14 protein-coding genes are annotated in these 16,716 nt (G+C 66.9%); 9 read left to right on the forward strand and 5 right to left on the reverse strand.

Annotation, left to right across the window (positions count from 1 at the left end; all coding sequences use genetic code 11):
• Positions 1–47 precede the first annotated feature (47 nt).
• Together EPO41_RS00725 and EPO41_RS00730 are read left to right on the forward strand one after the other, a co-directional pair.
• Positions 48–1,175 carry a CaiB/BaiF CoA-transferase family protein gene (locus EPO41_RS00725; RefSeq protein ID WP_296319210.1) on the forward strand — a complete coding sequence of 376 codons (1,128 nt, stop codon included), beginning with the start codon at positions 48–50 and terminating at the stop codon, positions 1,173–1,175.
• Entirely contained in the window at positions 1,175–2,374 is a 1,200-nt protein-coding gene (locus EPO41_RS00730; RefSeq protein ID WP_296319211.1) for an MFS transporter, read from the forward strand. Before EPO41_RS00725 ends, EPO41_RS00730 begins: the two co-directional genes overlap by 1 nt.
• On the opposite strand, the gene EPO41_RS00735 is transcribed toward EPO41_RS00730, so the two are convergent.
• Positions 2,375–3,535, reverse strand: a complete 1,161-nt coding sequence (locus EPO41_RS00735) for a DSD1 family PLP-dependent enzyme (protein WP_296319213.1) — start codon at positions 3,533–3,535, stop codon at positions 2,375–2,377.
• A complete protein-coding gene (locus EPO41_RS00740) occupies positions 3,532–4,410 on the reverse strand; it encodes an SDR family oxidoreductase (RefSeq protein ID WP_296319215.1) in 879 nt (292 codons plus the stop codon). The genes EPO41_RS00735 and EPO41_RS00740 overlap by 4 nt, the downstream gene beginning before the upstream one ends.
• A gap of 67 nt (positions 4,411–4,477) precedes the next feature.
• Here EPO41_RS00740 and EPO41_RS00745 point away from each other — a divergent pair, with 67 nt between their 5' ends.
• Positions 4,478–5,644: a M23 family metallopeptidase gene (locus EPO41_RS00745; RefSeq protein ID WP_296319218.1), complete on the forward strand. Its 1,167-nt coding sequence runs from the start codon at positions 4,478–4,480 to the stop codon at positions 5,642–5,644.
• A gap of 9 nt (positions 5,645–5,653) precedes the next feature.
• Here the strand turns inward: EPO41_RS00745 and ppc are convergent, their stop codons facing one another.
• Together ppc and EPO41_RS00755 are read right to left on the reverse strand one after the other, a co-directional pair.
• Entirely contained in the window at positions 5,654–8,428 is a 2,775-nt protein-coding gene (ppc, locus tag EPO41_RS00750; RefSeq protein WP_296319220.1) for a phosphoenolpyruvate carboxylase, read from the reverse strand.
• A 39-nt stretch (positions 8,429–8,467) separates the two neighbouring features.
• Entirely contained in the window at positions 8,468–10,330 is a 1,863-nt protein-coding gene (locus tag EPO41_RS00755) for an AMP-binding protein (protein ID WP_296319222.1), read from the reverse strand.
• 78 nt (positions 10,331–10,408) lie between these two features.
• Between EPO41_RS00755 and oxlT the strand changes: the two genes are divergently transcribed.
• The 3 genes from oxlT to EPO41_RS00770 all read left to right on the forward strand — a co-directional run bounded on the left by oxlT (position 10,409) and on the right by EPO41_RS00770 (position 13,448).
• Positions 10,409–11,689 (forward strand): oxalate/formate MFS antiporter, encoded by a 1,281-nt coding sequence (gene oxlT / locus EPO41_RS00760; RefSeq protein WP_296319224.1) that lies wholly within the window; start codon positions 10,409–10,411, stop codon positions 11,687–11,689.
• Between the two features lie 96 nt (positions 11,690–11,785).
• A complete protein-coding gene (locus EPO41_RS00765) occupies positions 11,786–13,009 on the forward strand; it encodes an acyl-CoA dehydrogenase family protein (RefSeq protein WP_296319226.1) in 1,224 nt (407 codons plus the stop codon).
• Positions 13,010–13,079: 70 nt separating this feature from the next.
• Positions 13,080–13,448 (forward strand): DUF202 domain-containing protein, encoded by a 369-nt coding sequence (locus tag EPO41_RS00770; protein ID WP_296319227.1) that lies wholly within the window; start codon positions 13,080–13,082, stop codon positions 13,446–13,448.
• Here EPO41_RS00770 and EPO41_RS00775 read toward each other — a convergent pair.
• On the reverse strand, positions 13,445–14,053 hold the full coding sequence (locus tag EPO41_RS00775; protein ID WP_296319229.1) for a VOC family protein: 609 nt from the start codon (positions 14,051–14,053) through the stop codon (positions 13,445–13,447). The two genes, EPO41_RS00770 and EPO41_RS00775, sit on opposite strands and share 4 nt — an antisense overlap.
• 87 nt (positions 14,054–14,140) lie before the next feature.
• Here EPO41_RS00775 and EPO41_RS00780 point away from each other — a divergent pair, with 87 nt between their 5' ends.
• Genes EPO41_RS00780 through EPO41_RS00790 form a run of 3 tightly spaced genes read left to right on the forward strand, consistent with a single transcriptional unit; the run spans position 14,141 to position 16,697 of the window.
• Positions 14,141–14,776 carry a TetR/AcrR family transcriptional regulator gene (locus tag EPO41_RS00780; RefSeq protein WP_296319231.1) on the forward strand — a complete coding sequence of 212 codons (636 nt, stop codon included), beginning with the start codon at positions 14,141–14,143 and terminating at the stop codon, positions 14,774–14,776.
• A complete protein-coding gene (locus EPO41_RS00785; RefSeq protein WP_296319234.1) occupies positions 14,773–15,774 on the forward strand; it encodes an HlyD family efflux transporter periplasmic adaptor subunit in 1,002 nt (333 codons plus the stop codon). The genes EPO41_RS00780 and EPO41_RS00785 overlap by 4 nt, the downstream gene beginning before the upstream one ends.
• On the forward strand, positions 15,771–16,697 hold the full coding sequence (locus tag EPO41_RS00790; protein ID WP_296319235.1) for an ABC transporter ATP-binding protein: 927 nt from the start codon (positions 15,771–15,773) through the stop codon (positions 16,695–16,697). The genes EPO41_RS00785 and EPO41_RS00790 overlap by 4 nt, the downstream gene beginning before the upstream one ends.
• The last annotated feature ends 19 nt before the right edge of the window (positions 16,698–16,716 follow it).

The raw sequence follows: 16,716 nt of genomic DNA on the forward strand, positions 1-16,716 counted from the left end.
CTTCGCGGTGCGATGCGCGGGGCATTTCTGGAAATTGGGGTCGCGTGATGGCTGGAGCGCTGGACGGTCTGCTGGTGGTGAGTGTCGAGCAGGCGGTCGCCGCCCCCTATTGCGCCGCGCGGCTGGCGGATGCCGGCGCCCGGGTCATCAAGATCGAGCGGCCGGAGGGCGACTTCGCGCGCGGCTACGATGGCTACGTGCACGGCCAGTCGAGCTATTTCGTCTGGCTGAACCGCGGCAAGCAGTCCCTCACTCTCGATTTCAAGGCGAAGGACGACCTCGCTCTGCTGCACCGGCTGATCGCCAAGGCCGACGTGCTGATCCAGAACCTGGCGCCGGGCGCGGCCGACCGCGCGGGCTTCGGCTCGGCCGCCATGCGAGCGGCCCACAAGAAGCTGATCACCGTCGACATCTCGGGCTATGGCGATCACGGTCCCTACAAGAACCGCCGCGCCTACGACCTGCTGGTCCAGGCCGAGAGCGGGCTGGCCTCGATCACCGGCACCGAACATGCGCCGGGCCGGGTCGGCATCTCGGCCACCGACATCGGCACCGGCATGTATGCCCATGCCGCCGTCCTGGAGGCGCTGATCGCCCGCGGCCGGACCGGCGAGGGCCGCGCCATCTCGGTCTCGCTCTTCTCCTCCATGGCCGAATGGATGACCGTGCCGCTGCTCGGCATGGAATATTCCAACTACGAATGGCCGCGGCTCGGCCTCACCCATCCGTTCATCGCGCCCTATGGCGTCTACCCGACCTCGGACAAGGTGCCGGTGCTGATCTCGATCCAGAACGACCGCGAATTCGAGCGGCTGTGCCATGGCGTCATCGACAGACCCGGCCTCGAGAAGGACCCGGACTACGCGACCGGCAAGGCGCGCAACGCGCGGCGCGACGACACCAACGCCATTGTGGCGAAGAGCTTCGCGTCCCAGACCTTCGCCGATCTCTCGGCCCGCCTCGAGGCGGCGCAGATCGCGTGGGCACGGGTCAGCAGCGTGAAGGACCTGACGACGCATCCGCAGCTGCGCCGCACCGGCTTCAACTCGATCGACGGCAAGGACGTTTCGATCCCGGCGCTCGCCGCCTCCTACACCGGCGAGCCGGAGCGGCTGGGCGACGTGCCGACGCTCGGCCAGCACAGCGAGGCGATCCGCAAGGAGTTCGCCGCCTGATGTCCGACCGGCCGATGGGCCGCCTGCTTCAGGGAGCAAGGCTCGCGGCCTATGGCGCCGCCTACTTCTTCGCCGCCGGCGCCTTCATGAGCTACTGGCCGGTCTGGCTGCGCGACCGCGGCGTCACCGACACCGAGATCGGCACGCTGTTCATGTCGCGCCAGATCATCACCGTCATCGCCACGCTTTCGGTGGGCTGGATCGTCCACCGCCTGGGCGGACCGCGCGGCGTAATCGTGGCGCTGGGGATCGGCGCCATCGTGATGATGGTGGCCTATCAGTTCTCCTACTCCTTCCTGGCGATCTTCATCGTCACCATGATCTGGGGCTTCCTGTGGTCGCCGCCGATGCCGCTCTACGACGGCGTACTGGTGACGGAGACCAAGAAACACGGGCTCGATTATGCGCGTGTGCGCATGTGGAGTTCGGTCGCCTTCATCTTCGGCACCTTCCTCGCCGGCATCGCGGTCGACCGCTACGGCCCGCCCTGGGTGCTCTATGTCGGCATGGCGAGCATCGTGCTGCTGGCGCCCTTCGCCCTGCTGCTGCCCGCTACGCCGCCTCGCGCCGCCGCCACAGGCCCTGAGCACGCATCGTTCCGCGTCAGCGAACTCCTGCGGCGGCCGCCCTTCCTGCTGTTCCTGTTGGCCTGCGGCCTCTGCCAGGCCAGCCACTCGGTGCTCTACAGTTTCGGCACCCTGACCTGGCGCGGCGCGGGTATCCCCGACGTCACCATCAGCGCGCTGTGGGCCGAGAGCGTCGCCATCGAGATCGTGCTGATGCTGTTCGGCGGCTGGCTGCTGGCAAGGTTGGGGGTCTGCGGCCTGATCGCGCTCGGCCTCTCCGCCGGCCTGGTGCGCTGGACAGCCATGGCCTTCACCACAGAGCTGTGGGCGCTGGTCCTGCTGCAGGCGCTGCACTCCTGCACCTTCGCCGCCTGCCATCTCGGCGCCATGGCCTTCCTGCAGCGCGCCCTGCCGACGCACGGCGCGGCGATCGGCCAGAGCCTCTATTACGCGCTGGGCACCGGCGCCACCCAGGCCGTCGTCTACCAGTTCTCCGGCATTCTCTATTCAGACTACGGCCAGCGCGCGTTCCTCGGCATGACCGTCGTCAGCGCCCTCGGCATGGGTGCCCTGCTGCTGCTCGCGCGCACCTGGAACGGCGGGCTGCTGGTGGGGCAGCCGAAGACGCCGTAGCTACCGCGACCTTCCGCGTGCCGTGACCGGCCAGATCTCGACCAGCGTGTCGCCCTTCACCACGTGGAAGCTCTCGTAGAGGTTCACGGTCGGGTCGCAGTGCGGCGGCGTCAGAACGACCTGGTCGCCGAGCTTGGGTGCCTCCTCGCCCTTGGGCGCGATCACCGCGAGATGCTCGTCGCCCATGAAGCGCGTGGTCGCGCCCTCCACGGCGCCCTTCAGGATCATCGGCGGGCCCTTCTCGGTGGCCATCGCCTTGAGGCCGGCATCGACCGTCACCATGCCCGGCGTGTTGGCGCTGACCACGCGCGAATCGATCTGCAGCGCCTGTTCGAAGGTCGGCTTGTCGAGGCCGCGCAGGTCGCAAACGTTGTAGTCGTGGTCCATGAACACGTAGGACCCGACTTGCAGCTCGGTGAAGACGCCGAGCTTGGCGTCGATGTAGTGCGTGCCGGTACCGGAGCCGGTGACGATGCCGGGCTTCAGCCCTGCCTCCTCCAGCTTCGCCAGAATGCCCTGGAGATACTCCGTGCGCTCCTTGATCTGGGCGGTGCGCTCCTTGAAGTCGACGATGTGCTGGTGGCTTCCGCAGTAGAACTGGACGCCTGCATAGGTCAGCGACCTGAAGTTGGCGACCTTCTGCACCAGCTCGACCGTGGCCTCGGGCGAGGCGGTGCCGGTGCGGTGGATGCCGGGATCGATGTCGACGATGACGGTGAGTGGCTTGCCGGCTTTTGCCGCCGCCGCAGCCAGCGCCTCGGCATTGGCCGGGTGGTCGACCACCAGCATCAGGCCAGAGACCTTGGCGTTCAGTTCCACGAGCCGCTGGATCGCCTGAGGAGTCACCACCGGCGAGGTGATGTGCAGGCTCTGGATGCCGGCTTCGCCCAGCGCCTCTGCCTCACCCAGCTTGGCGCAGCAGACGCCGAGCGCGCCGGCCGCGATCTGGCGGCGCGCGATGTCGGCCGACTTGTGGGTCTTGGAATGCGGACGCAGTTTCACGTTATGCGCCTTGGCGAAGTTCGCCATCTCCGCGATGTTGCGGTCGAGCATGTCGAGGTCGAGCACGAGCGCCGGCGTGTTGAGCGAGCCGCGCGACCCCTGCTGTCCGATGAGGTGGCCGTGCAGGCGCCGGGCTTCACTGGGAGCTTCGCTGGTCATTTCTTCTGATCTCCGAGGTGCAAAGTGCGGACGGCCATGGCTTCGCCGGTCGTACCGCGGTTGACGCCTGCGCTTTTCATGAAGGTGTTGTCGGCGCCGGTGCCCCAGAGCGCGACGCCCTGGGCCAGCAGGCCGCCATCCACCTTCACCGTCTCGCCGGTGATGAAACGGGCCTCGTCGGAGGCAAGGAAGGTCGCCACGTCGGCGATATGTTCGGGCTCGCCGCGGTCGGGCCAGGGCTGCTGGCCGAACTGCTTCTCGTACTTGTCGGGCCGGCCGCGATGGACCAGCGGCGTCGAGATGACGCCGGGCGCGATGCCGACCACGCGGATGCGATCGGGCCCCAGTTCGGTCGCCACGTTCTCGATCAGGCTGATGCAGGCCGCCTTCGCCGCCGAATAGGCATGGCTGCCGCCGCCGCCCACCATGCCGGCGATCGACGCCGTAACGAGGATCACGCCGCCGCTTCCCTGTTCCTTCATCGCCAGCGAGGCGTGTTTCATCCCGAGGAATACCGAACGCGTCAGCACTGCGAACGTGTAATCCCAGTCCTCGACGCTGGTCTCGGCGATCGGCCCGAAGGCGCCACCGACGCCGGCATTGAGATAGGCGATGTCGAGGCGGCCGAAACGGCTCCTGGCCTCGGCGACCATGGCGGCGACATCGGTCTCCTTCGAAACGTCGCCGCGCACGAAGCCCACATTGTCGCCAAAGCCCTGCGCCCTGGCGACCGCCAGCGTCTCCGCGCCATTGGCCTCGTTGAGGTCGGCCACCAGCACCTTCGCGCCTTCGGCAAGAAAGCGCATCACGGTCGCCCGGCCCATGCCGCTCGCGCCCCCCGTGACGATGGCCACCTTGCCCAACAGTCGATTCATGCCGATTCGTCCTTCCGATGCCATGGTGGTGTTGCGCAGGCCCAGAGGCAAGCCTAGCGTTTCACGAATGAGATTCCTTCTCCTGATCTCTCTCATTCTCGCTGCGCTGCCCGCCGCCGCCCAAACACCCGTTCCCGACCCGGTGCTGACGCCGCTGGTCGCCAAGGTGCTGTTCCCGCCGGCGGCGGTGCCGGGCTCCGACGGCAAACGCCATCTCGTCTACGAGCTCGACCTCGCCAATGCCAGTCCCGCCACGGCGGCGCTCCAGAAAATCGAGATTCTCGAGTCCGATACGGCGAAGACCCTGTTCACCCTCGAGCGTGACGACATCGCCCGACGCCTGTCGATCGGCGGCCGACGCGGCGCCGAATCAGCCGATCTCGGCATCGGCCAGTTCGGCGTGATGTTCCTGCATGTGCTGCTCGACACGGCGGCCCCGACGCCGTCCTCGCTGGTGCATCGGATCTCGTTGCGCCTCGCCCTGCCCAATCCCGTCGACATCACCGAGACCGTTGGCAGAACCGACGTGAGCAGAGTGCCGCCACCGGTCCTCGGGCCGCCGCTGATCGGCAAGGGCTTCGTCGCGGCCGACGGCTGCTGCGACACGATCCGTCACGTGCGTGCGCTGCTGCCTCTGAACGGCAGCTTCGCGCTCGCACAGCGCTTCGCCATCGATTGGGAGCAGATCGACGGAGAGAACCGCCTGGTGAAGGGCAACCTCGCCGACCCGAGGAACTACACGATCTACGGCCAGTCCGTCCTGGCCGTCGCCGACGGCACGGTCGTCTCCGCGCGCAACGACCTGCCCGAGCAGGTACCCGGAGCGCTGCCGGCGAACCTGCCGATCGCCGAGGCCGATGGCAATTTCGTCGTGCTCGACATCGGCGGTGGCGCCTACGTCCTCTATGCACACATGCAGCCCGGCAGCGTCGTGGTCGGCGCCGGTGCCCGGGTGAAGCGCGGCGACATCCTCGGCAAGGTCGGCAACACCGGCAACAGCCAGGCGCCGCATCTCCACCTGCATGTGATGGACGGGCCCTCGCCGCTCCTGGCCAATGGCATTCCCTATGTCTTCGACGCCTTCACCGTCACGGCCGTCGACTCCGCCGGCACGCCGGACTTCGACAAGGCGGAAGCCACCGGGACGCCGCTCACGCTGACGCCCCTTAGGCCGCCGCAGCGTCTTCACAGCGTGCTGCCGCTCGATCTTTCGGTCGTCGAATTCGCGCGCTGACGGCCGGGCCTACCCGCTGTTGCGCAGGCCGGCGGCGATGCCGTTGATGCTGAGGTGGATGCCCTGAACGACCGCGGGATCGGGATCGCCGGCGCGGTGGCGTCGCAGCAGTTCGATCTGCACGTGGTTCAGCGGATCGATATAGGGAAAGCGGTTGCGGATCGAGCGCGCCAGCAGCGGGTTGAGTTCCAGCAGCGTCTTCTGCCGCGTGATGGCGCAGACCGCGTCGATCGATGCCTGCCACTCCTGCTGCAGGCGGCCGAAGACCCGCTCGCGCAACGCCGCATCGGTCACCAGTTCGGAATAGCGCGAGGCGATGGCGATGTCGCTCTTGGCCAGCACCATGTCCATGTTCGACAGGATGGTGCGGAAGAACGGCCAGTTGTCGTGCATCTCCTGCAGCGTCGCCATGCCGTCGGCCGGCCGCGCGGCGGTCCAGGCCTCGACGGCTGCGCCGAACCCGTACCAGCCGGGCAGCATCAGGCGGCACTGGGCCCAGCTGAACACCCAGGGAATGGCGCGCAGATCCTCGATGCCCTGCTTCTTGGAGCGCGAGGCAGGGCGGCTGCCGATGTTGAGAGAAGCGATTTCGTCCAGCACCGTGGATTCGCGGAAATATCGGTCGAAGCCCTCGGTCTCGTAGACGAGGCCGCGATAGGTGCGGAAGGCGTGCGCCGACAGCTCCTCCATGACCGCGAGATAGTCGGTGGGCGGCGGCGGCCGGTCGGCGTCGAGGAGCGAGGCTTCCAGCGTGGCGGCCGCCAGGGTTTCGAGATTGCGGCGGCCCACTTCGGCGTTGGAATACTTGCCGGCGATCACCTCGCCCTGTTCGGTGATGCGGATGGCGCCCTGCACCGCGCCAGGCGGTTGCGCCAGGATCGCGTCGTAGCTCGGTCCGCCGCCGCGTCCCACGGAGCCGCCGCGGCCATGGAACAGGCGCAGTCCGACCTGGTGGCGCCTGAAGGTTTCGATCAGGGCCAGCTCCGCCTTGTACAGCTCCCATGTCGAGGTGAGGTAGCCGCCGTCCTTGTTGCTGTCGGAGTAGCCCAGCATCACCTCCTGCGTGTCACCACGTGAGGCAAGCAGGCGACGATAGGCCGGCAGGGCAAGGAGATCGTCCATGATCCGCCCGCAGCGCTGCAGGTCGCCGATGGTCTCGAACAACGGCACGATGTCGACGTCCAGGCGAGCCTCACGCGGATCGAGCAGGCCACCCTCCTTGAGCAGCACGGCCACCTCCAGGATGTCGGAGACGCTGTCGGCCTTGGAGATCACGTAGTGCGGCATGGCGGCCCGGCCGTAGCGCCGATGCGCATCGGCAGCCACGCGCACCAGGTCCAGCTCGGCGGCCGTTTCATCGGCATAGGAGAGATAGGGTGACGCCAGCGGACGCATGTTGCCGAGTTCACGGGTCAGCAGGGTCACCCGCGCCGCCTCGTCGAGCGCCGCATAGTCGATGCCGGCCCCGGTGGCGGCCAGCAGCTCCGCCATGACACGCGCGTGGACGTCGGAATTCTGACGCAGGTCGAGCGACGCCAGATGGAAGCCGAAGACATCAACGGCACGCCGCAACGACCGCAGGCGGCCCCGCGCCAGGTCCGCCGAGCCGTTCTCGGAAAGCGACCGGTGGATCGTGTCGAGATCTGCCTTCAGGTCGTCCGCCGTCGCGTAGACAGGCGCGGTCCCGACCGGCGGATGCGGTGGCTCCAACCTGTCGAGCGACCACGCCGTTGCGGCCAGCCGCGCGTAGATGCCCACGATCGAGCGCCGGTAGGGCTCGTCCTTGCGCTCCGGCGCGCGATCCGCCGAATTCTCGACCAGCCCACGCAATCCCCCCGAGACGTGCACGATGCGGCCGTCGAGAGACAGCTCGCTGCCCAGCCGGTGCAGCTCCTCGAGATAGAAACGCAGCGCCCGCTGGCTCTGCAGGGTGAGCGTCTGGCGTGTGACATCTGCGGTGACATAGGGATTGCCGTCGCGGTCGCCGCCGATCCAGCTTCCCATGCGCAGGAAGGACGGCACGTCGATATCCTGCCAGGCTGCATCGATGCCACCGAGCCGGTCCTCGAGGTCGGCGTAGAAGATCGGCAGCTCGCGCAGAAATGTATGATCGTAGTAGGCGAGCCCGTTGGCGACCTCGTCGATCACCCTGAGCCGCGTGTCGCGCAGGATGCTGGTCTGCCACAGAGTGAGAACGGCGCGGCGCAACGCCAGGCGATTGGCCCGCAGCTCGTCCGGCGTGAACTCGACCCGGTCGCGCTCGTCCAGCAGGTGCGCGATCTCCATTTCGCGGTCGATCGAACTCTTGCGCCGAATCTCGGTCGGATGGGCCGTCAGGACGGCGCTGCAGAGCGCGCGGGCGAAGAAGGCCTGCAGCCGCTCGCGGGAGATTCCGGCTTTGGCGGCGCGGCCCAGCGCATAGGAGATCGTGCCCTGCTGCGGCGGTGCCTTGGTCATGGCATGGGCCCGCGTGCGGCGGATATGGTGCTGGTCCTCGGCGATGTTGGCCAGATGCGAAAAATGACCGAAAGCGCGAATGATGCGGACCGCCAGACCCATCGGCAGGCCGCTCATGGTGACCTGCAATTCCTGGCGCGCGGCCTCGTCGGCATCGCGGTGGAACAGCACCCCGGTGCGGCGGATGTGCTCGACGAGGTCGAACACGGCGTCGCCTTCCTGGTCGCGCACCGTCTCGCCGAGAATGCGCCCGAGAAGCCTGGTGTCGTAGCGCAGCGGCACGTCCTTCTTGGCGGCTTCCCTGTTGGGCGTTTCGATCTGGTCCATGGGCTTGCCTTCACTCCTGTCCGATGGCCCAAGCACGGTCTAGGCCACTTCGATCACGCCCTCGCCGCCGGCATAGAGCTTGTCGACCAGTGCCTTGCGGCGCTCGAGCGTGGCCCGCTGGTTGATGTAGCCCTTGTCGGTGATTTCCTGGCCGTCGACCTGGGGCGGTTCGGTCATGAGCAGGACGCGCTTCACCCGCATCGACGAGCCACGGCCTTCCGCATTCATCTTCGCGAGGCCTTCCCTCACTGTACCGACGATGGCGGGGTGCGCCAGCAATTCATCGAGTGGGAGCTGCGCACCGCTGTCACCGGCGAGCTGCCGGCAGGCCGCGACGTTGGGAAAGCCCAGCAGGCCCACATACTCACGGTCCTGCCCGCAGACCACGGCGTCCTGCAACACGGGCGAGGCGGCGGCGATGGCGGTCGTGCGCAGGGTGCCGACCAGCACGAAGGTGCCGCTGGTCAGCTTGAAATCCTCGACCACGCGGCCGTCGAAGATGATTCCCTGGCTCGGATCCTCCGGATCGACGAAGCGGCCGGCATCGCCGATCTTGTAGAAACCCTCCTCGTCGAACATCTGGGCCGTGAGTTCGGGTTGCTTGTAGTAGCCCGGAGTCACGATCACGCTCTTCAGCCGTAGCTCGTAGCGGCCCGCCGCTGCGGTCGGCGCCATCTTGAGTTGCACGCCGGGATAGGGCAGGCCGATCAGACCGACGCGTTCGGAGGCCCAGTGCACACTCGTCGCCGTCGGCGCAGTCTCGGTCGATCCCCAGCCGGTGACGAAGGGGATGCGATAGCCGGTATGCTTCACCGCCAGCGCCTCCATGCGTTCGTAGAGATCGTCCGGCAGGGCGGCGCCGCCATAGGACAGCACGCTGATGTTGGCGAAGAAGCGCCTGGCGAGGCTCTCGTCCTTCTCCAGTGCCGTCGCGAGCATCGCGTAGCCGGCCGGCACGTTGGAGAACGACGTGGGTGAAACCTCGCGCAGGTTGCGCAGCGTCTCCTCGAACAGGCCGGGTAGCGGCTTGCCGTCGTCGATAAAAGTCGTGCCGCCCTCGTTCAGGTTGCCCTGAAAGGTCGCATTGCCGCCCATCGTGTGGTTCCACGGCAGCCAGTCGAGCATGACCGGCGCGGGGGCATCCGGCTTGCGCACCCTCGACATGCTCATCATGGCGACGTTGGCGCACATCATCTCCTGCGTGTTGATCACCGCCTTCGGAATCCCGGTGCTGCCCGAGGTGAACAGGAATTTTCCAACCGTCTTCGGTTCGATGGCCTCGATGGATTTCGCCACTGCGTCGGTTGCCTTTGTGGCCACAAGCTCTGTCCACGGCAGCGACTGCATTTGAGGCGGCGGCTTGTCGACATGGACCAGCAGCACGCCCTTGAGGTCGAGCGCCGCCAGGGCGCGCGCATAGATTTCTCCGTTCTGCACGAAGATCAGGCCGGGCTTGATCAGGTCGAAGACGTATTTCAGCTTGGCGTGGTCCTGGCTCATCACCGAATAGGCCGGCGATACCGGCGCGACCGGGGCGCGGGCCTGCATGGCGGCCATGGTGAGCAACGCGAACTCGATGGAGTTGGACGACAGGATCATCACCGGCCTGTCGGGACCGAAGCCGCGGTCGAGCAGCGCCTGCGTCACCGAATCGACCTGCTTCTTGGCCTCGCCATAGGTGACCTTCAACCACTCCCGCGCCGGCCCGCGGCGCTGCGCCAGCCACAGACGATCCGGGACCTCGGCGGCCCATTTGGCGAGCAGCGCCGGAACGTGGCGGGCATGGGGTTGCAGGGGGTGGTTGGATTGCAGCACCACGGTCCCGTCGGGACGGCGCTCGACCGTGATGTCACGACTGAGGAATTCGATGGGCTTGAACGGAACCTGCATTACACTGTCCAACGACGTTCTCCCCGGCGCTTGTCCTGTCGAGGCGATTTAGGGACGGGAACCATCGCGGTGCAAGGGAGCGTTTGCAAAGTGTCGCTCGGCAATTCGTCGGTGCCAGAATCGGCGCCAGCACCGCCTGCAGGCCGCTGGCTGCAATTGTGCGCCGGCCTTCTCTGCATGGTCGCGGTCGCCAACCTGCAATATGGCTGGACGCTCTTCGTCCATCCCCTCCACGACCGGTACGGCTGGAGCCTTTCCAGCATCCAGACCGCCTTCGCCGTCTTCGTCATCGCCGAGACCTGGCTGGTGCCGTTCGAAGGCTGGGTCGTCGACCGTTTCGGCCCGAAATACGTCGTGGTGGCCGGCGGCGTGCTGGTGGCCGCAGCCTGGTCCCTGAACTCGGTGGCCGATTCGCTGTTCCTGCTCTACGTCGCCGCGGCGCTGGGCGGGATCGGCGCCGGGGCGGTGTACGGGACCTGCGTCGGCAATGCGGTCCGCTGGTTTCCCGACCGCCGCGGCCTCGCGGTCGGCTTCACGGTCGCGGGGTTCGGCGCGGGCTCGGCGCTCAGCATCATCCCGATCCAGGACGTGATCGCCGCACGCGGCTACGAGGCGGCCTTCCTCTGGTTTGGCCTAGTTCAGGGCCTGATCGTGCTGGTCACGGCCTGGGCACTGCGGGCACCGCCGCACGGGCAGGCTGTGGCGCCGGCCGTGCGCCTCCTCCAGACGCCCCGCGACTTCGCACCGACCGAGATGCTGCGGTCCCGGATCTTCTGGCTGCTCTACTTCATGTTCATCCTGGTCTACTCGGGTGGCCTCATGGCGACGGCGCAGATCGCGCCCATCGCACGCGACTTCAAGGTCGCCGACGTTCCGGTCAACCTGCTCGGCCTGACCTTGCCCGCGCTCACCTTCGCCATCACGCTCGACCGCGTCATGAACGGCGTGACCCGGCCCCTGTGCGGCTGGATATCCGACCATATCGGTCGCGAGAACACCCTGTTCATCGCCTTCCTCCTGGAGGGAGCCGGCATCTGGGCGCTCTGGATATATGGTCAGGATCCGCTGCTATTCGTGATTCTGGGTGGCCTCGCCTTCTTCGCCTGGGGCGAGACGGCCAGCCTCTTTCCGACCATTTGCACCGACGCGTTCGGCACGAAGTACGCCACCACCAACGCCGCCCTTCTCTATACCGCCAAGGGCGTGGCCTCGCTGCTGATCCCGCTGGCGAGCTTCTGGGTCGTCGAAACCGGAAGCTGGCGTGACGTCTTCCTGGCCGCGGCGCTGTTCAACCTGCTCGCCGCCTTCCTCGCCCTGGCCGTCCTCAAGCCGTTGCGGCTGCCGTCGAGGGCCGACGCCGGGGAAGCCTAGCTCGACCGCGAGTCGAAACCGGCATGCGACCTGAATGCCCGTTCACATCGTAGCGGTTTTCGGCCAGAGTCCGCCGCAGCACAAAGGGAGAGAGTGATGGACTTCGAATACTCGGATCGCAGCAAGGCGCTGCTCGAGAAACTCAACAAATTCATGGACGAGGTCATCTATCCGGCCGAGCCCATCTACGAAGAGCAGATGGAGAAGGCCAAGGATCGCTGGCAGCTCCCGCCGATCATCGAGGAGTGCAAGGCCGAGGCGAAGAAGCGCGGGCTGTGGAACATGTTCCTGCCGGCCGACCGCGAGAGCGGCGACACGCACGGCACGATGGGCCTCAGCAACCTCGACTACGCCCCGATCTGCGAGGTGCTCGGCCGTTCGTCGATCGCTTCCGAGGCCGTGAACTGCTCGGCGCCGGACACCGGCAACATGGAAGTGTTCGCCCGCTACGGAACGGCGGAGCACAAGGAGAAATGGCTGAAGCCACTGCTGAACGGCGAGATCCGCTCCTGCTTCGCCATGACCGAGCCCGCGGTCGCCTCGTCCGACGCGCGCAACGTCGAGTGCCGCATCGAGTCGGACGGCAACGACTATGTCATCAACGGCCGCAAGTGGTGGTCGTCGGGCATGGGCGACCCGCGCTGCAAGGTCATCATCCTGATGGGCAAGAGCGACCCCAGCGCGCCGGCCTACCGCCAGCAGTCGATGATCGTCGTGCCGCGCGACACGCCCGGCATCAAGATCGTGAAGATGCTGCACGTGTTCGGCTATGACGACGCCCCGCACGGCCATGCCGAAGTGGTCTACGACAACGTGCGCGTGCCGAAGTCGGCGATCCTGCTGGGCGAGGGCCGCGGCTTCGAGATCGCCCAGGGCCGCCTCGGACCGGGACGCATCCATCACTGCATGCGCGCCATCGGCGTCGCCGAGCGGGCGCTCGAAATGGCGATCAAGCGCGCCAAGAGCCGCGTCGCCTTCGGCCAGCGCATCTCGGAGATGGGCGTGACCAAGGCTCATGTCGCCGACATGCGCATGGAGATCGACATGGCCCGGCTGCTGGTCCTCAAGGCCGCCTGGGCAATGGACAAGTTCGGCAACAAGGAAGCCCGCCAGCAGATCGCGATGATCAAGGTGGCGGTGCCGAACATCACCTCGAAGGTCGTCGACCGCTGCCTGCAGCTGCATGGCGCCGGCGGCGTCAGCCAGGTGTTCAAGCTGGCCAGCATGTATGCCCACCAGCGTACCCTGCGCCTGGCCGACGGTCCGGACGAGGTCCATCGCGACCAGGTTGGCCGTCTCGAGATCGCCAAGTACAACTAAGTCCCGGTACCGGGACGGAACGAGGCGCGATCCCCCGGGATCGCGCCTTTTTCTTTGCAGGAGACACGCCGTGGAAAGTCCGAAGAAGAGCCCGCACGTCACCGATCACCTGGCCAACGAGCGCACGTTCCTCGCCTGGATCCGGACGTCGATCGCGGTGATGACGCTGGGCGTAGCCATCAACCGCTTCGCGCTCTTCCTCATGGAGATGCATCAGGTCGTGCCGACCGTGCGCGACCTCGCCAACCGCCACGTCGAGAAGCTCGGCATCGGCCTCGTGATCCTGGGCATCGTCATGCTGGTCGGCTCGACCTGGCATTACCTCCATGTCGGCAGGACGATCGACGACGAGACCTACCGCCCTTCCATCAAGGTCATGGTCGGTACGGCCGTCGCCATCGGCCTCATCGGCGGTTCAACCCTGATCTGGCTCTTCTAGCTCCTGCCCGGCGCCGACTGCGGCGCGGCCGGCGGACCATCGGGCATGTCGAGCAGCTCGCTTTCCGGCGCGCCGGCCTCGTAGGCTTTCACCAGCACTTCCGGATCGAAGGCGACGCCGATCGGATTCTTCCTGAAAGCCTCGGTCTGGAAGTAGGCCGCCGTCGCCTCCTTGGTCGCGTAGCGGTCGACCTGCAACTCGACGCCGTTGCCGTCCGGATCGCGGTAGTAGATCGACACGGTCGGCCCGTGATGGATGCAGCGCGACGGCTCGATACCCAGCGCCTTGACGCGGCGATAGGTCGAGAGCAGCGCGCCGATGTCGGCGAAGGTATAGGCGACATGCGCCAGACCCGAGGTCTTGGCATCGGGCGCCTTCAACCCCGCCAGGTTCACGATGCCCAGCCGATGATGCTCGTCGTCGTAGGTCAGGAAGCAGATGTATTCGGTGCGCTGCACGATGTGCATGTTCAGCACCGCCGAGTACCAGTCGATCATCGGCTGCACGTTCGAGGAGCGCAGCACGAAGTGCGCGAACAGGATGGGCGTCGCCGGCTTGCCCGACAGGGTCCGGCGGCGCGACGCGGTCTCGATCACTGTGTCCATGGCGACCTCCGGAACCAAGTGTAGGCCTTCTCTTTGACGGTTCGCATCCATCTTGCATATTAAATAACTGACCAGTAAGTTAGTTATATGAAAGCGCCCAAGCAGCGTCGCGCTCCCGCCGCGCGGCCACAGGAAATCATCGATGCGGCCCTCGCCCAGTTCGTCGAAACGGGGTTCGCCGGCACGCGCCTCGACGACGTGGCCCGGCGGGCCGGTCTCTCCAAGGCCGCGATCTATCTTTACTTCGAGGACAAGACCGCCCTGTTCAAAGGCGTTGTCCAGCACGCGGTCGCCAGCAATCTCGGTCAGGTGGAGGCCATGCTCGCGGGCCATCGCGGACCCGTGGCACCGCTGCTGTCGCGCATCCTCGAATTCATGGCGCTGCGGATCGAGACATCGCCGATGGCCTCGGTCGCCAAGCTGGTCATTTCGGAGTCGCGCGCCTTCCCCGAGATCGGCCAGTTCTACCTGAAGGAAGTGATCGGCCGCGGCCTTCCGTTGATGGAGGGCCTGATCCGGCGCGGCGTCGACCAGGGAGAGTTCCGCAAGGTCGACGCCTTCATGACCGTGCGCTCGATGATGGGACCGATGCTGCTCGCCATGTTGTGGCGCACCGTCTTCGAACCGATCGGCGCCGAGACGCTCGATGTGCAGGCACTGGCGCGGCATCACGCCGACCTGATGCTCCACGCGCTTCGACCCGTGGCGGGAGAAGCGGCATGAAGCGGGCGCCGCTTGTCGGCATCGCGGCTCTCGCCGCGGCGCTTCTCGTCTCCTACGTCGTCTGGGGGGACCGGCTGCTCGCCCTGGCCGGAATCGGCACCGACGACGGGCGCTATCTCGGCTATGTCGAAGGCGAAACCAGCCTGATCGCTCCGCCGACCGCCGGACGGCTGATCGAGCGGACCGTCGAGCGCGGCAGCAGGGTGAAGAAGGGCGACCGGCTGTTCGTCATCGATCCCATTGCCGCCAAAGCCGAGGTCGCGCGCGCCGAGGCGATGCTCGCGGAAGCCAGGGCGCGGCACGAGAACCTGCTGACCGGCAAGCGGCAGGAGGAACAGGACGTGATCCGCGCCCAGCGCCGCGAGATCGAGGCGGCGCTCGTGCAGGCCGAGGCAGAACTGAAGCGCCAGACCGAGCTGGTGGCGCGTAACATCTCGACCCACCAGGCTTTCGAACAGGCCGACTCGCAGGTGCGCCAACTCAAGTCGCGCGCAGCCTCGCTGGAGGCGCAGGAACGCGTCGGCGATCTCGCCGCGCGACAGAGCGAGATCGCCGCGGCCGCCGCCCTGATCGAGCAGAGTCAGGCCAATCTCGCGCAGGCGAAGAAGCGTCTCGACGACCTGATGCCGCTCGCGCCCGAGGACGCGCTGGTCGAGAACACCTTCTACAATGTCGGCGAATGGGTGCCCGCGGGTTCGCCCGTCGTGTCGCTGCTGCCGGACTTCCGCGTGAAGCTGCGCTTCTTCGTCCCGGAGGAGGACGTGGCCCGTGCTCGCACCGGCCGCGAAGTCGCCTTCACCTGCGACTCCTGCCCCGCCGGCCTCAAGGCCACGATCATCTACGTCTCGCCGCGTGCCGAATATACCCCCCCGGTGATCTACTCCCAGAGCGCGCGGACCAAGCTCGTCTTCCTGGTCGAGGCACGTCCCCTGAACGTGAGCACACCGTTGCCGCCGGGATTGCCGGTCTCGGTCGAGCCCTTCGGGCCGTCGCAATGACTCTGGCGATCGACGTCCACGACCTGGTGAAGCGCTACGGCACGCGCACGGTCGTCGACAAGTTCAGCCTCGCCGTCGAGACAGGCCGGATCTGCGGCTTCCTCGGGCCGAACGGCTCGGGCAAGACCACCACCTTGCGCATGATCTGCGGCCTGCTCACGCCGGACGGCGGCGGCGGCACCTGCCTCGGCCACGACCTCGTGCGTGACCGCGAGGCGATCAAGCGCCGGACCGGCTACATGACGCAGCGCTTCGGCCTCTATGAGGATCTGACGATTCGCGAGAACCTCGAATTCGTCGGTCGCGTCTACGGACTCGATCGGCTGAAGGAGCGAGTCGACCAATCGCTGGAGCGGCTCGGCCTCACGACGCGCCAGGGCCAGCTCGCGGGCTCGCTGTCGGGCGGCTGGAAGCAGCGCCTGGCACTTGCCGCCTGCGTGCTGCACGAGCCCAAGCTGCTGCTGCTGGACGAGCCGACGGCCGGTGTTGACCCCAAAGCCCGCCGCGCCTTCTGGGACGAAATCCATTCCTACGCCGCCGACGGTATCACCGTTCTGGTCTCGACCCATTACATGGACGAGGCCGAACGCTGTCACGAGATCGCCTACATCGCCTATGGCGAACTGATGGCGCGCGGCACGGCCGAGGAGATCATCCGCCAATCCGGTCTTTTCGCCTTCATCGCGACCGGCCCCGGCGCCGACCGGCTGGCCGCAAAGCTCCGCGACGCGCCCGGCGTCAGCGCCGCCGCGGCCTTCGGCACGACGCTCCATGTCTGCGGCCCCGACCGCACGGCGCTGGAAAAGGCAATCGCGCCGTATCGCGGCGATCCCGGCATCGTCTGGGAAGAATCCGAACCGACCCTGGAAGACATCTTCATCCACCTGATGGGACGGGCGCGCGACAATGCACCGGGCGCGTAATGTCTCAATACGCCCTCTC

The organism is Reyranella sp. (assembly GCF_004297265.1).
GTDB lineage: Bacteria > Pseudomonadota > Alphaproteobacteria > Reyranellales > Reyranellaceae > Reyranella.

Bases quoted from the DNA above. Each gene is read 5' to 3' on its own strand.
- EPO41_RS00765 (WP_296319226.1), top strand. From the start codon at position 11,786: ATGGACTTCGAATACTCGGATCGCAGCAAGGCGCTGCTCGAGAAACTC.
- EPO41_RS00725 (WP_296319210.1), top strand. From the start codon at position 48: ATGGCTGGAGCGCTGGACGGTCTGCTGGTGGTGAGTGTCGAGCAGGCG.
- EPO41_RS00785 (WP_296319234.1), top strand. From the start codon at position 14,773: ATGAAGCGGGCGCCGCTTGTCGGCATCGCGGCTCTCGCCGCGGCGCTT.
- EPO41_RS00775 (WP_296319229.1), bottom strand. From the start codon at position 14,053: ATGGACACAGTGATCGAGACCGCGTCGCGCCGCCGGACCCTGTCGGGC.
- EPO41_RS00735 (WP_296319213.1), bottom strand. From the start codon at position 3,535: ATGACCAGCGAAGCTCCCAGTGAAGCCCGGCGCCTGCACGGCCACCTC.
- EPO41_RS00745 (WP_296319218.1), top strand. From the start codon at position 4,478: ATGAGATTCCTTCTCCTGATCTCTCTCATTCTCGCTGCGCTGCCCGCC.
- EPO41_RS00780 (WP_296319231.1), top strand. From the start codon at position 14,141: ATGAAAGCGCCCAAGCAGCGTCGCGCTCCCGCCGCGCGGCCACAGGAA.
- EPO41_RS00730 (WP_296319211.1), top strand. From the start codon at position 1,175: ATGTCCGACCGGCCGATGGGCCGCCTGCTTCAGGGAGCAAGGCTCGCG.
- EPO41_RS00790 (WP_296319235.1), top strand. From the start codon at position 15,771: ATGACTCTGGCGATCGACGTCCACGACCTGGTGAAGCGCTACGGCACG.
- ppc (WP_296319220.1), bottom strand. From the start codon at position 8,428: ATGGACCAGATCGAAACGCCCAACAGGGAAGCCGCCAAGAAGGACGTG.
- EPO41_RS00740 (WP_296319215.1), bottom strand. From the start codon at position 4,410: ATGAATCGACTGTTGGGCAAGGTGGCCATCGTCACGGGGGGCGCGAGC.